This is a genomic window from Methylobacterium phyllosphaerae (genome assembly GCF_001936175.1).
Lineage (GTDB): Bacteria > Pseudomonadota > Alphaproteobacteria > Rhizobiales > Beijerinckiaceae > Methylobacterium > Methylobacterium fujisawaense.
This window is the reverse complement of sequence record NZ_CP015367.1, coordinates 5,756,928-5,770,935: the sequence shown is the minus strand read 5'-3', so window position 1 is coordinate 5,770,935 and position 14,008 is coordinate 5,756,928. Positions and strand designations below refer to the sequence as shown.

The window sequence follows — 14,008 nt, the reverse complement described above, 5'->3', positions numbered from 1 at the left end:
GCGCTGGGGGTGGCGAGGGTCTCGCAGGTTCCCTGGATATGCCGAGCCCAGGAATTCACGAACCTGGGCGACGCGCGCTCCTCCGCGGGCGTCGCCCAGGCGAAAACGGGGTGCCGTGGTCCCGTACTCAGCAATCGTCGTCGCCGGGCTTGATCACCTTGCCCTCCGGCGCCTTGGCCTGGTTCGCGGATGGCTTCGCTTGCGCGCCCACGTTGTTCATCGCGCCGACCGTGCCGGGGGATTCGGCCTTGGCGCCCGGTGTCACATTCGCGGTCGAGCCACCATCGACGTTCGACGAGGCATCGCCGGCTTGGTGACTCGTGCTGTTCGTGGTGGTCCCGGTCGTGCACGGGGCAGCCGCGGCGAGGCCGGCTGAGAGGAGCAGTGCGGCGATTGAGCCGGTTAGTGTGGAGACGGTCTTCATGGTGGACTCCTTGAGAGGTTGGCGGGCGGTGGATCCGCGGCTGGGATGCCGTGGCGCACGGGGGGATGGCGTCTCGGCCCGCGCGCCGAGCGGCTTGCATGAGGCCGTCGCGAGCAGGATGGCGAGATGGAGCTCGGTCACGCCGCCGGGCGGTGCCGGAGAGGTCTGACCTGGGACGCCCAGGGCCGTTACCGGTTCGGCTCGGGTCCGGGACGTGAAAGGCCGGTCGAGGCGCGGTTGGCCTCGACCGTCGGTGCTCATGCGCGGCGCGGCGTCAGCGGCTGACCTGCCGCTCGGCCGTCTGTCCGATCGACGGCGGCGCTGCGGCCGGCGAAGAAGGCGGCCAGCGCTCCGAAGATCAGGGCAAGGGCCCCGAACAGCGCCCCCTGGGACACCCGGCGGGCCGCGGCGTCGGCGATCTGCTTCGACTGCTCTTTGGCCGAAGCGAGGGTTTCCTTGAACTGCTGGGTGTATTGGCCGACCTGGGTCCGGGCCTGCTCGACCGGGATGTTCTGTGCCTTGGCGAGGGCGACGGCCGCCTTCTCCTGGGCGGCGGCCTGCTGGGCGCCGTCACCCGAGACGGCGGCGCGCATCGCGGTCACCGCAGCGTCCTTCAGCGCGGCCGGATCGGAGCCGGTGTTGCTGCGGACGCCGGCTTCGATTTCCGAGAACGGATCGGTGACCCTCGTCAGCGACGGGGCGGCCGCCTGCGCCAGGGTCGAGACGGATCCGCCCGCGGCGTTGCTCATCCCACCGATGGCCGTCGAAGCCGTACCGAGGGCGCCGCCGACGAGGCCGCTCGCCGCCGACGAGAGCATGTACAGCACGACGAGGGTTGAGACCGCCCAGGCGAGAAGGCCGTGATACCCGGCGGTTGCGGCCGACGGCTTGCCCGAAAGCCGGCCGGCCAGGGCGCCACCCGCCACCGCGGCGAGGACGCCGGAGACGACGAACCAGAGACCCGCTCCGATGCCGATCGCGCTCGCCGCCGGGGTGCCGTCGCCGAGGGGATCCACCGTCGACAGGCCGATGCCGAGGCCGAGCATGTTCAGGATGACCTGGGCGATCAGCCCGACCGTGGCGCCGGCGAGGACCGCCCCCCACGAGACCGAGTGCAGCATCATCGTGCGGATGTCTTCGGACGGTGTGACGGCGCTGCCCTGAGGCGGGCCACGGTCGAGCACGGGCCGGTCCGGGATGGCACGGCCGGTCGCCGCGACGGTGGTATCGGTGACGGTAGCCATTGTGGTTTCTCCGGGATCTGTGATTTGCGAGGGAACGGGCGGCTGAAGCGGATCAGACGATCCGGCCGCGTCGCACGAGGGCGTGGTAGAGCCACAGCACGACCACGGCCCCGACGACCGCGACGAGCAGGCTGTAGAGGTTGAGGCCCGAAACGCCGGGTTGCCCGAACTGCTCGAACAGGAATCCGCCGACCACGGCACCGATGACGCCGAGCAAGATATCGACGAGCACACCCTGGCCGGTGTTGTTGACGATCTTGCTGCCGATGAAGCCGGCGATCAGGCCGAGGATGATCCAGGCAAGGAGGGACATGAACGTCTCCGGTTCGCGGCGCGTTTCAGGGTTCCGGCACCGGAGCGGCGCCGATGGGGGCAGGCGTTCGACGCGCTGCGAGGCCGACCGCCTCGTGCAGGACGGTGAGCCTGTCTCGGGGTCGTCTCCGTCCCGGCGCACCGCGCCTCGATCGGGGCCGCGGCTCCCGGCTGGATGTCCCCGCTGATCGTGCCGACAGCCAGCGCGATCAGGTCACGGCGTGATTACGCGACAGAACTTTCTCACCTCGGTTGCCGGCTGGGCCGCCACCGAGATGCCAAAATCGAGCGGGGTATTCCTGTTTAATGACCGCGCCTGGCGAGATGTTCCGAAGTTATATTTAAAAACTTCGGGATCCAGCTTGAGTGATTTGCGCTTGTTGTTTTAGTCTCAGAATTTTTACAAATCTATCAAATGAATGATTTTGTTCGGTCCGGCGTCTCACGGCGTATAGAGCGCCGACGCCGTTTCGTTTGACGCCGGTCACACCGTACCTGCGCGCGATGTGGCTGCGCACGGTGTCGGACCAGAACCCGAGCCGCGTTCTTGCGGGCGCTACGGGCTGGGTACCCTCCCGAGCTGCCGAGCTCTGGCCCTGGTCGCCCTTCGTTTCGGCGTGTCGGAGTGCTCCGGCGCCAACCCTGCGACCGAAAGGTCGAAAGCCGTGATGCACGGACGGCAGCGCCATCCTCCTACGCCAAGCCGCCATGAGGTGCATGGCCGATACGACGGGTCAGGACGCCCTTTGGTGACATCCGCGAAACGTGGATGAATCGCGCCGGCGCTCCAATTGTGCGCAAGTCTTTGACGTGGAGCCGTAAATCAGTTTTTGGAATTGGTTGTCAGACTCGCCAGGTCCCGGCGAGAACGGCGTGCCGATCGCTACACCGACGCAACCCAGGATCGTCAATTTGACGATCCTGCTTCTGTAGATGTAGATAAAGGTCCATATAGCGCCTCGCGATGGTGTTGCGCCCTGAGTCTGCAAACCTTATGCGTATTCCACGTACAAATTCGCGTATCAAAGGCGCTGTGCCTTCGACAGTATAGGGTGCTGGCGCGCGTATGTCGGCTCAGAGGCCGAATTAAGCGATGAAAGGCCTATTTCATTCGCCGGGTCCTTCAGCGCGACGAGATGCGTGATAACGATTACCCGAAGCCCGCTCGCGACTGCCGGCATGCCTTCGTGATCAGAGCCCGGTGTCGGCGGAGATCCGCTGGAGCGCCCAGGATCTCGGACGCCCTCCAGGCCCGCAACCGCTACGCTCCGTGGCTGCTGCTCAGCCACGGCACCTGCCGGCGGGCGCTCCACCGCGTGTTTCTGAGGTGCAGATAATTTGGGTTGAATCCGCAATACGCCTTGAGTTGCTCAACGTCCAAGATCGTCAGGACCCGGCGCTTCAGCGTGATGAATTGAAGTCGACGCAACTCCCTCAGCGTGCGGCTCACGTGCACGTCCGACAGGCCCATCGTGTCCGCGATGTCGGTCTGTGTGAACGGGAACGCGTAACTGTTGTCGCTGACGCGCCCGACGGCTTCCAAGCGCAACAACAGCTCGCAGAACAGATGTGCGATCCGCTGATGGGCCTGCCGGCTGCCGATGTTGACCAGCCACTCGCGCAGGATCGCCTCGTCCACGAGGGCACACCACCATAACGCGCGGGTCACCTGAGGGTAATGCGCCGTAACCTCCTCGATGGCGTTCCGGGAGATCTCGACCACTTGGCAAGGGGAGATCGTGCCGATGGCATGGTCCATCTGATCGAGGATGAAGACGTTCAGGTCACAGAAGTCGCCCGGCACCAAGTAGGCCATGATCTGGCGCTGACCGTCCGGCAAGACCTTGTAACGGCAGGCATAGCCGTCAAGGATGAGATGAATCCGCTCGGGAACATGGCCTTCCTCGATGAGGTCCGTACGTGCGGGCACTTGGCGCACGCGGGGAACGAGGGCTCTCAGCGCAGCTCGATCGCCGTCGGTGAGGTCCTCGAAGCTCTCAAGCTTGCGGATCAAGGCATCTTGCATCGGGCCACGGTGGCAAAGGGCAACATAGTACCTTAGGTCCATTATCAGACACCCGCTCCTTCATAGGACGGATATTTTTCCGCGTCCGGCGGTCGATCGCGAGGCCCGCGTCACGTCGCCGGAGCCAGCCGCGTGGCGGGACCAGTCGTCGAGAACTTGGCCCTTGAAGTGATGAAGGCGCTTCCGGATGCTCGCCGGCACCCGGCGTCTTGTCTTGTCGCGCTGGCCGTGCGGAGCCTGACGCGCTGCCTGCTGCCGGTCATCGATCCGTGTCGGTAGATCCGTCTGATGCGTTGTCCACGCCTGCGCAGGACCTCGACGATCCAGATCAGGATCAGAAGCTCACGGGGTGACTCGCCTGCCTACGCGGCCAGAGTCCGATCGACGTGATCTCGCCAACGCGCGGCGGCGCCGCTGCCGGCAGACAGCACCGGGGTCTCTGCCCTCACCTCGTCCGGCGGCACAGGCCTCTGGCGACGAGGCGGCCGCTCCCCTCCGGCACGACGACCAAGGAGAAGGTCGTCGCTCCGGGACGACCGACCAGAAGGTCGCGGCCGAGGAACGCATCGACCTCCCCGGCGGCGATAGCGGTGGCATGCGCCTCGATATGCGCGTTGGCTGGCCATTAGAGCTCGACCAGTACGTTCGGGGCGGCTTCCTGCCGGGGGACACGATTGGACGGGCAACCCTCCGCGCTTCGGGTGGAAGCTTCATCATGCCGGGGCATGGCACCCAAACACAGGTTGTAACCGCTTCCGGGGCCTGCGCGTCGGTCCGGATTGGAAATGTCAGGCATCGGCCGCTTCGACGTCCGCTCGCTCGCCGTGTACGCTGCCGCCGGAAATCCGAGGGGGGAACCCCAGCCTGAACCTCCGCAATTCTCGCACCTTTAAGTTGTAGTTAATATTTTCTTTGCCACAACATCGGTGGCGGGCAGGCGACGCGAATGGATCTGGCCCAGGCGACTCCGCGATGCGCAGTGGCTTCGAATGTGTCGTAAGCGATGGGGACGTGGATGCCGGCTCGGAGATCCCGAGTCGCGGCTGCTGCGATGACGATCGGACTTCTCGTCATCCCTGTGACGCGACCGGCTGTCGGTGGTGAAAAGCTCGATTCAGCCGCGGCCGCGCTCGTGGAAAGCTTTACCCTCCGAGCGGAGAATGCACGGCAGGAGGGTGCCGAGGCGCGGCTCCGGGGCGCGAAGGACGCCTTCATGCCGACCGTCGCAGTGCTGGCCGACGCGCCGCTGAGCAGCCGGATCCGCTACAGCCCCGAGATCGCTCCGACGGTCGTGGGCCTCGACGTGACGCCGCGCGCCGCGCCCTACCAACTCGGACTCGTGGCCGACTTGCCGCTTTTCGACGGGTTTCGACGACTGAACACGCTCCGTGCCGTCGATGCACAGACGGATGCCGGACGCGCCCTCGTCGCGGGGAAGCGTCAGCAGGTGCTCCTCGACGCGGCGATCGCCGTCCTATCGGTCATGCGGGACACGCAGATCCTGGAATTCAGGGATGCCCAATGCGCAGCGATCGGCCGGATCCTCGACGCCACGGAGCGCCAGCTCGCGGTCGGGGACGCGACGCGCACCGATGCCGCGCTGGCCCGATCCCGGCTCCAGGCGGCGGAGGCTGAGCGCGAGCGGGCGCGCTCGGATCTCGCGGCGTCCCGGGCGACCGTGATCCGTCTCACCGGGATGGATCCAGAGCGGGTTGCCCCGCCGCGCCTGCCCGGGACGCTGCCCCGCACGCCGGAAGCCTACGAGGCGCTCGTCCGCACCAACAATCCAGGGCTGATCGCGGCGCGCCTCGGCGTACAGTCGGATGCGGCGCGGGCCGACGCCGTGACCGCCGATCTGCTGCCGAGCGTGAATCTGCAGGTCTCGCGGATCTCTCAATTCGGCTACAGCGCAGCCCTGGATCGGATCACCGACACCACGACGCGCCTGCTCGCCCGGATCCCCCTCTACGAGCCCGGCGCATTCCCGCGCGTCGCGGAGGCTTCCGCGGCGGCGCGCCAGCGGGGCTATGAGGTCCAGGATATCGAGCGCACGACGCTCAGCACGGCGCGCGTCGACTTCCTCCGGCACAAAACCGTCGCCGAGCAGGCGGCGCGGCTTTACGCCCGGGTGGTTGCCCTGCGTCAGTCCGTCAAGGGCATGGAGATTGAGCGTGTCGCCGGCTTTCGGACGATCTTCGACGCGCTGAACCTCCGGGCCGAGCTGGGTGACGCGGAGGCCGGCGCGGCGGCCGTCGCGGCGGAGCGGGACGCCCTGTCGCTCGCGCTCGCAGCCGCCGCCGGCTTGCTCGACGTCGACCATCCGGGCGCCGTCGGCAAACGGGCGCGGGTGCTGCCGCGGGCCGCGTCTCGGGTTGCGGAATCGCCGCTGGTCCGATCCGGCGTCCCCCCGCTGCGGGGAAGCCACACGGAGCTCAAGCCGGCTCCGGAACCGGTGCTGCGTCTGTCGCGGATCGATCCAGCTGACGCTCCGTGACGAGGCGCCCATCGCGGATCCGCAGCACCCGATCGACACCGGCGAGGACCTGCCGGCTGTGGGTGACATAGACCTTTGCGGCCTCCACACGCCGCAGACTGTCGATCAGCGACCGCTCGGTGTCCGGGTCGAGGTTGGCGGTCACCTCGTCGAGGAGCAGGAGGCGCGGCTGCCGGCACAGGGCCCGGGCGATGAGCAGACGCCGCCGCTGGCCGGTCGACAGCAGGCCGCTCTCCTCCGCGATCAGGGTGGCGAAATCTTGGGGCAAAGCTTCGACCGCCTCGCGCAGGCCGACCTGATCGAGGGCCCGCTCCATCTGCGCCCGCGTGACGGACGGGTCGAACAAGGCGAGATTGTCGGCCACGGTCCCGGCGAACACGCCATCGTCGGCGAAGACAACGCCGAGATTGGCCCGGAATTCCCGCCGCCCGAATTGCTGCAGCGCGGCTCCGTCCACACTGAGACGGCCCGCCGCCGGCTCGTGGAGGCTCGCCAGGATCTTGAGCAGGGACGATTTGCCCGAGCCGGAGGCACCCACGATCGCGATGCTCTCGCCAGCCGCGACGTCGATCGTCAGGTCGACGTCGCGTAAAAGCGGGGCATCCGACCGGCCGAATTGCACGCGGACGCCTTCGAGCGCCACCGTCCGGCGCACTTTCCGGTGGATGCAGACATCGTCCGCGCCCGGCTCCGCCTCCTGGCCGACGAGATCGTCCAGCCGCTGGAAATGAACCCGCATCACCGAGAGATGCATCAGGTTGACCGTCAGCCGGTTCACCCGTTCGAAGAAGTCGCCGCGCAGGGCGAAGAAGGCGTAGAGCGAGCCGATCGTCAGGGTGTTCCCGATGACGCCGGTCACACCCATGTACAGCGTCGTCACGGTGCTCGTCGCGATGACGAGATGCATGAAGAGTTCGGCATCGATGGTCGCGTGGCGGGCGCGGAAATCCGTGTTGGCGAAGCGCGCGAAGCTTTCGAACCATCGCATCGCGAACAGGTCCGCGGCGTTATGGGCCTTCAGGGTGTCGACCCGGCGCAGACCGTCCAAGAGCCGACCCTGCTCCTCGGAGCGGGCCTCCAGGGAGGTCGCGGTGTACCGGTTCAGGGCCGGAAACGTCACGGCCCGGACCAGCAGAACGGCCGCGAGAGTCAGCAGGGTCAAGCCGGCCATGAGTGGCGCGTAGTAGTACATCAGGCCGACGAGCAGCACGGACGTGAGCGTGTCCGCGATGGCGGTGACGAGACCGCCGACCAGGAAGGTCTTGATGTGGTCGATGGAATCGACCCGCACGACGAAATCCCCGGGATGGCGCCGCTCGAAATAGCCGAGTGGCAGCCGGAAGGCGTGCCCCACGACGTTGCGCGTGAACTGCAACTGCATCAGCGTCGATGAGCGCAGCACGATGGCGTCCCGCAGCCAGCGGCCCACGGCCTCGAAGGCCATCATCGCCGCCAGCCCGATGGCGAGCACGCGCAGCAGATCGAGATCGACCTGCGGGATGACCACGTCGAGGGCGATCTCCAGGAGGATCGGCATGCCGAGGCCCAGCAGGGCGATGGCGAGCGAGATCAGGCAGATCTGCCAGACGGTGCCGCCGAGCCCCCGGGTCGCGCGGAACACCTCCATGAAGCCGAGGCGGCGTTCGGCCGTCAGGCGCGCAAAATCCATGCGCGGTTGGAATTCGAGGACCACCCCGGAGAAGAGGCGTTCCATATCGGCGCGGTCGTAGATCCGCAGCCCGAATTCAGGGTCCTGGATCCGGTAGCCGTCGCGCCCGATGCGCTCCAGGACGACGAAGTGGTTGCCATTCCAGTGCAGGATCGCCGGGAGCGCCACCCCGGACAACTCGCCGACATTCGAAAGCGCGAAGCCGTTGGCATCGAATCCCAGCCCGTCGGCGACCTCGACGATGTCGGCGAGGGACATGCCGGACTGCGACAGAGGGAAAAGCGCACGCAGGTAGCTCAGGTCGATCTGGTGCCGGTGGTAATTGGCCACCATCGCCAAGCACGCGAGGCCACATTCCTTGGCCTCGCTCTGGGCCATCCAGCGGATCCTGCGCCGCCGCGCCAGGATACGGCTCAGCCAACCCGTCATGATGTCAGCCCCTGCCGCGCATGGCCCGGATCGGATCGAGCACCCAGTCGATCAGCCGCCGCCGCTCCACGACGATGTCGGCGCTCAGGGTCGAACCGATCCGGATCGGCTCGTCGATGCCGTAGGCGCGGATGGTGCGGGATTCCGGGAGGACCTCGATCCGGTAGGTGGATTGCCGGTTCGATTCCCGCGCGTCCTGGGCAGGCGGCAGGTCGGCAGCCGGACGCAGGGGCGATTCCGAGATCGACGTGATGGTCCCGTGGCCGATGCCGAAGGTCTTGAACGGGAAGGCATCGTATTTGAGCACCACCCTCTGTCCGACCTTGGCGAGGCCGACCGCTCGCGCGGGCACGCCGAGCACGATCACCGGGTCGGCGCGGATGTCGCCGACGACGGCAAGAACCTGATCGGCCGCCACGGACGCGCCCGTCTCCACGAACAGGCCGGCAACCTGCCCATCGACCGGGGCGACGATGTCGAGTTGGGATTGCGCCGCCTGCCCGGCGATCCGAGCCACGATTCCGCTCAGCTCGTTGCGCACGGCGGCGAGCTGTCCATTCTTCTCGGCCAAGCCGAAGCGGTGGGTGCGTTTGCGTTCGTCCGCCTGTTGCCGCAGCTCGGCGCGCCGGGCCTGCAACTCGGCCATCTGCCGTCCGTAATCGAGGAGTGTCCGGCGTTGCAGATTGAGCGCGTCTCGGGTGGCGTAACCTTGGTCGAGATAGGTCTGGACGCGCGCTACGATTGCCCCCTGCTCCCGGAGGCCCATGCGCAGAATCGTCTCCTGTTGCGCGAAGGCCGCGCTCACGGCCTCGACATTGGCGTCGATCTCCGCTGTCTCCCGGTCGGCCCGCGCGAGGAAGGTCGTCAGGCGGTCGCGTTCACGCTCCAGGACGGCCCGGCGCTCGGTCAGGCTCGTCAGATCCGCCGCGACCGTGGAGACGCCGCCCACCGTCGGCTCGCGCAGCTTCACCTGCATCAGCCGCTGGCCGCGCCGCACCGTCTCGCCCTGGCGCACGTCGATCGTCGCGACGATGCCGGGTGCGCGGGCATCCAGACGCGACATCCCGGAGACCGCCGAGACATAGCCCCGCACGGACTCGGTTCGCGCGAAACGGCCGAAGAAGAGGGCGCTGATCACCAGCACGATCATCAGGCCGAAGAACCACGCCATGGCCGAGGCGCCACGATCACGATGGAGGTGGAGGGCACCCGTCCGGCGCTGCAGAAAGCCGAGTTGCGTCCGTCCGGGCGCGGCGAGGGTGTCGCTCACGCGGCCCTCTCGATGGGCATCAGGGGATCCTCGGCCGCCAGGTACTCCTGGAGCGACGGCCAGAAGTGCCATTGTGCGGGACGTTCCCGGATCGTCGTCTCGATATGCCGGCGCATCAGGTCCGCGACGCGCCCGCGTTCGAGCGCATCGTTTGCCTGCACGGCGAAGGGATAGCGCGGCACCACAACCGCACCGCCCGCCTCGGCGCCGATCGCCAAGGGCACCACCGTCGCGCCGGTCAGGTGCGCCAAGCTGTCGATGCCGAAGGCGAACGCGGTCGGTAGGCCGAAGATCGGCATCGGGGCCGGCTTGCCGTAGCGCGGCGGTAGATCGGCGAACACGACGATGACCGCGCCCCGTCGGGCATAGCGAATGGCAGGGAGATAGCCGGCCCGATCCGTGACGGTGAGGAAGCGCACCGGCATCCCAAACTCGGTGATGCGTTCCATCACCCGGGTCTCCAGCGGCCTGTCGTCCCGGCGTCTCAGGATCAGCACGGAGCGGCCGGGGAAGAAGGTGACCAGGATGCTGAGGAGCCCGATCACGTAGGGACCCATGTGCAGGGGCGCGAGAATGACCGGCTCACCGCTCGCCGCGATCCGCCTCAGGACCTCGGGCGACTGGGTCACCACATGGGCGAGGTCCCGCTGGATCGCGGCCCGGCTGCGGGTCAGGAGCGCGAGCCATTCCAGCTCGGCCAGCGCGTCATGGAAGGCCGCCTCGCGGTCGAGGCGTCGAGCCTCCCGCCGCGGCAGACGGAGCACGCGCTCGAACCGGTCCGCGAGGCCGGAACGCGGGCTGCGGCCGACCGCTGCGTATACGCGGAACACGGTTCGCAAAGCCAGGCGGCGCAGGGGGAGCGGCAGTCCGGCGATGAGCGCCGCCTTCCTGGAGACACCCGAGATCGGCTCCATTGCCCGACGCCCCTGGAAGTCGCTGACTGACCGGCGCGGGAGCCGCCGCGGAACGATCGATGTTAGGCTGCCTGTGTGCCGGCGCGCGGGACGGAGCCCCGCGCGCCGGTCGCTTGGATCAGCGAGACTTGCCGGAGGACGATCCGAGCCCAAGTCCAACGCCGACGCTGAGGCCGCCGAGATTCAAGCCGACAGCAAGGCCCTGCTGGGAGCCATGACCGCCGGACACAGTCTTCAAGGTCTTCAGGTCGAGTTTCTTCATGATTCTCAGGCCTCGTTAACCAGCGACGTCGTCGTCGCCTCCGACTCACTTATAGTTGTGGTGGCTCGGAGTCTATACCACTCAGTAGTTGCATCGGATCGCTTGCGTAAGTGTTAAGGCCTGCGCTGTTCGGCGTAAGGTCCGCCTCCTCCGTGGAACCGGCTGTGGCCCGGGATCGTCGATCCGTGCCCCGCGGCCATGAATACCTGTGCGGCCCAGGACGCGGCGAAGCGCGAAGCCTCCAGAGGTGTCGGGCTCCGCATTCTGCCCGGTGCACAGACGCAGTGCAGCCACCGGACCGGTGGCGTTCAAGCCCGTCACGCCGAACGCCGACCGGCCACGGCCACCACCGTCGAGGCGGTCGCACGCGAAGGGATCGCAGCGCTGCGGCAGCTTCGAGCGGCCTGAGCACCCATCTCGACCATCCTGCGGATCCGAAGATCCACCCTGAGGCGGCCACGGGCTCCGCCTTCGCAGCCGATCGGGCCGGGTGCCCGACCAACCGGCGGCTTCCCGGGGCGCTCAGGTGCGATGAGCCAGCTCGCCATCGCGTGCTGGTGAACCGTGCTCCGCCGGCCCCTTGTACAGCGACACGGAGGGTGGTTGCCGGCAACGCTCATCGGTGAGATATCCCAACCCGGGTGCATGATCCGAAGGTCGGATCGGCAGGCTTCAGCGTTGGTCGGGCCGCCAGCGGCGGAAGGCCTGTGCGCGTGCCGACACTCACCTATCGTCCCCGGTCGTCCCTGCGCGGCCTGCTCACGAGCGGAGCGGGTGGCGGCCTCGTCCTTATGGCGAGCGCTGCGCTGGCCTTGGTCGTCGCCAACTCGCCGCTGGCCGACGTCTATTTCGCGGGGCTCAAGGCCCATCTCGGCCCACTCTCGGTCCTGCACTGGATCAACGACGGCCTGATGGCCGTGTTCTTCCTGCTCGTCGGCCTCGAGATCAAACGCGAGCTGCTGGACGGGCGGCTGCGTACGTGGCCGGACCGCATCCTGCCGGGTGTGGCCGCACTCGGCGGCATGATCCTCCCGGCGCTCGTCTACGCCGCCGTCAATTGGCGCACGCCCGAGACCCTGCGCGGTTGGGCGATCCCGGCCGCCACCGACATCGCTTTCGCCCTCGGCGTGCTGGCGCTGCTGGGCTCGCGCGTGCCGGTCTCGCTCAAGGTGTTCCTCACCGCGCTCGCCATCCTCGACGACCTCGGCGCGGTGATCGTCATCGCCGTGTTCTACACCGCCGACCTGTCATTGCCGATGCTCGGCGGTGCGGCCGCGACGCTCGCCGCGCTGTACGGGCTGAACAAGGCCGGCGTCAGCCGCCTGTGGCCCTACCTTGCCCTCGGCGCGGTGCTGTGGGTGTTCACGCTCCTGTCGGGCGTGCATGCGACCGTCGCGGGCGTCCTGCTGGCCCTCACGGTGCCGCTCCGGCTGAGCGTCGGCAGGCCGGACGACCCGACCTCGCCGCTGCACATCCTCGAACATGCCGTCAGCCCGTGGTCGGCATTCCTGATCCTGCCGGTGTTCGGCTTCGCCAACGCCGGCGTGTCCTTCGCCGGGGTCAGGCCGGCGATGCTGCTCGACCCGGTGACGCTGGGCGTGGCGCTGGGCCTGTTCTTCGGCAAGCAAGTCGGCGTCTTCGGCTTCGTGCTCGCGACCGTAAAGCTCGGCTGGGCGCAGCGCCCGCGCGGTGCGAGCTGGGCTCAGGTCTATGGCGTCGCCGTGCTCTGCGGGGTCGGCTTCACGATGAGCCTGTTTATCGGCCTGCTGGCCTTTGCGACGCAGCCGGATCTGGAAGCCGAGACCAAGATCGGCGTGCTGCTCGGGTCGCTCGCCTGCATGGCCGCCGGGGCTCTGGTTCTGCGGTTTGCCCCGGCCCATCCGTCTCACCGCTGAGCCGAAGCCGCCGCCGCGCGGCGACGGGGCGCGACAGCCTCGATCCGTCGATCTCCCGCGAAACCTGGTGGAGCACCATGCGCCGTCACCTTCCAAAGCGTCGTCCCGGCACCATCGAGGGCCGGCTGTCCGATTTCGTGCTGGCGCTCACTGGGGTCATGCTCCTCGGGGCGATGATCCTCCTGCTGCTCTCCTGGCTGGGCGGCGGTGCAGAGGGAGCCGCGGTCGGGTACGCGGGGATGCAGGATTCTTGAGCTCTGACCCCGTAGCCCGACGACCGATGACGACACTGACCGCGACGCTGCGTGAACTGTACGAGGGGGACACGCGGCGCGCGCACCGCTTCCGCTACGTCCTGCTCGTGTTCGACGTGGCGACGATCGCCTTCGTCATCGTCACCTCGTTCCTGCCGCTGATACCCTGGATCATCGCCTGCGATGTGGCACTGGGCGTGTTCGTCCTACTCGACTTCGCCGCCCGCCTCGGCATCAGCCGCACCCCGCTCCGCGAATTCCGACATCTCAGCACCTGGACGGACCTCGTGGCCGTCGCCTCGTTCCTGGCCCCGGTGCTCGTCGAGGGCGTCGGCTTCCTGCGGATCCTGCGCACGCTCCGTCTGCTGCGCACCTATCATCTGCTGGAGCGGCTGCGGCAGGACAGCGAACTGTTCCGCCGGAACGAAGATGCGATCCTGGCCGCGACCAACTTGGTGGTGTTCGTGTTCACGATGACGGGCATCGTCTACGCCACGCAGCACAACACCAATCCGGCCATTCAGACGCCCATCGACGCTCTGTACTTCACGGTCACGTCGCTGACGACCACGGGCTACGGCGACATCACACTGCCGGGACCGACGGGCCGGCTGCTCTCGGTCTTCGTGATGATCTGCGGCGTGACGCTGTTCTTCCGCCTCGCGCAGGTGGTGTTCCGGCCGTACAAGGTGCGCTTCCCCTGCGACGCCTGCGGGCTGCAACGCCATGAGCCGGACGCGGTGCACTGCAAGGCCTGCGGCAACCTCCTGAACATCCCCGATGAGGGAGCCGACTGACGCTCCTGCGGGCGTCAG

At 67.7% G+C, this 14,008-nt stretch carries 12 protein-coding genes; 4 read left to right on the top strand and 8 right to left on the bottom strand.

Annotation, left to right across the window (positions count from 1 at the left end; translation table 11 throughout):
• Window positions 1-127 precede the first annotated feature (127 nt).
• The 4 genes from MCBMB27_RS26350 to MCBMB27_RS26335 all read right to left on the bottom strand — a co-directional run bounded on the left by MCBMB27_RS26350 (window position 128) and on the right by MCBMB27_RS26335 (window position 3,994).
• Window positions 128-424 carry a hypothetical protein gene (locus tag MCBMB27_RS26350; protein ID WP_075381662.1) on the bottom strand — a complete coding sequence of 99 codons (297 nt, stop codon included), beginning with the start codon at window positions 422-424 and terminating at the stop codon, window positions 128-130.
• A gap of 257 nt (window positions 425-681) precedes the next feature.
• A complete protein-coding gene (locus MCBMB27_RS26345; protein WP_075381661.1) occupies window positions 682-1,668 on the bottom strand; it encodes a PhnA-like protein in 987 nt (328 codons plus the stop codon).
• Window positions 1,669-1,720: 52 nt separating this feature from the next.
• Window positions 1,721-1,981 carry a GlsB/YeaQ/YmgE family stress response membrane protein gene (locus tag MCBMB27_RS26340; protein WP_043351821.1) on the bottom strand — a complete coding sequence of 87 codons (261 nt, stop codon included), beginning with the start codon at window positions 1,979-1,981 and terminating at the stop codon, window positions 1,721-1,723.
• 1,260 nt (window positions 1,982-3,241) lie between these two features.
• Complete coding sequence (locus MCBMB27_RS26335) at window positions 3,242-3,994, bottom strand: Crp/Fnr family transcriptional regulator (protein ID WP_306307440.1); 753 nt, start codon at window positions 3,992-3,994, stop codon at window positions 3,242-3,244.
• A gap of 1,015 nt (window positions 3,995-5,009) precedes the next feature.
• Here MCBMB27_RS26335 and MCBMB27_RS26330 point away from each other — a divergent pair.
• Window positions 5,010-6,500, top strand: a complete 1,491-nt coding sequence (locus MCBMB27_RS26330; protein WP_083683742.1) for a TolC family protein — start codon at window positions 5,010-5,012, stop codon at window positions 6,498-6,500.
• Here the strand turns inward: MCBMB27_RS26330 and MCBMB27_RS26325 are convergent.
• From MCBMB27_RS26325 to MCBMB27_RS29835, 4 genes are all read right to left on the bottom strand, one after another.
• Entirely contained in the window at window positions 6,439-8,547 is a 2,109-nt protein-coding gene (locus tag MCBMB27_RS26325) for a peptidase domain-containing ABC transporter (protein WP_236952838.1), read from the bottom strand. The two genes, MCBMB27_RS26330 and MCBMB27_RS26325, sit on opposite strands and share 62 nt — an antisense overlap.
• A gap of 55 nt (window positions 8,548-8,602) precedes the next feature.
• Window positions 8,603-9,868, bottom strand: coding sequence for an HlyD family secretion protein (locus tag MCBMB27_RS26320; RefSeq protein ID WP_075381659.1), 1,266 nt, complete (start codon window positions 9,866-9,868; stop codon window positions 8,603-8,605).
• Window positions 9,865-10,782: an LpxL/LpxP family acyltransferase gene (locus MCBMB27_RS26315; protein ID WP_075381658.1), complete on the bottom strand. Its 918-nt coding sequence runs from the start codon at window positions 10,780-10,782 to the stop codon at window positions 9,865-9,867. The genes MCBMB27_RS26320 and MCBMB27_RS26315 overlap by 4 nt, the downstream gene beginning before the upstream one ends.
• 118 nt (window positions 10,783-10,900) lie before the next feature.
• Window positions 10,901-11,044, bottom strand: coding sequence for a hypothetical protein (locus tag MCBMB27_RS29835; RefSeq protein WP_158498431.1), 144 nt, complete (start codon window positions 11,042-11,044; stop codon window positions 10,901-10,903).
• 713 nt (window positions 11,045-11,757) lie between these two features.
• Here MCBMB27_RS29835 and nhaA point away from each other — a divergent pair.
• The 3 genes from nhaA (at window position 11,758) to MCBMB27_RS26305 (ending at window position 13,990) form a co-directional block, all read left to right on the top strand.
• Window positions 11,758-12,939 carry a Na+/H+ antiporter NhaA gene (gene nhaA / locus MCBMB27_RS26310; RefSeq protein WP_083683878.1) on the top strand — a complete coding sequence of 394 codons (1,182 nt, stop codon included), beginning with the start codon at window positions 11,758-11,760 and terminating at the stop codon, window positions 12,937-12,939.
• Window positions 12,940-13,016: 77 nt separating this feature from the next.
• Window positions 13,017-13,193, top strand: a complete 177-nt coding sequence (locus MCBMB27_RS30335) for a hypothetical protein (RefSeq protein WP_164706322.1) — start codon at window positions 13,017-13,019, stop codon at window positions 13,191-13,193.
• Window positions 13,194-13,219: 26 nt separating this feature from the next.
• Window positions 13,220-13,990, top strand: a complete 771-nt coding sequence (locus MCBMB27_RS26305) for a potassium channel family protein (protein WP_043351828.1) — start codon at window positions 13,220-13,222, stop codon at window positions 13,988-13,990.
• Window positions 13,991-14,008 lie beyond the last annotated feature (18 nt).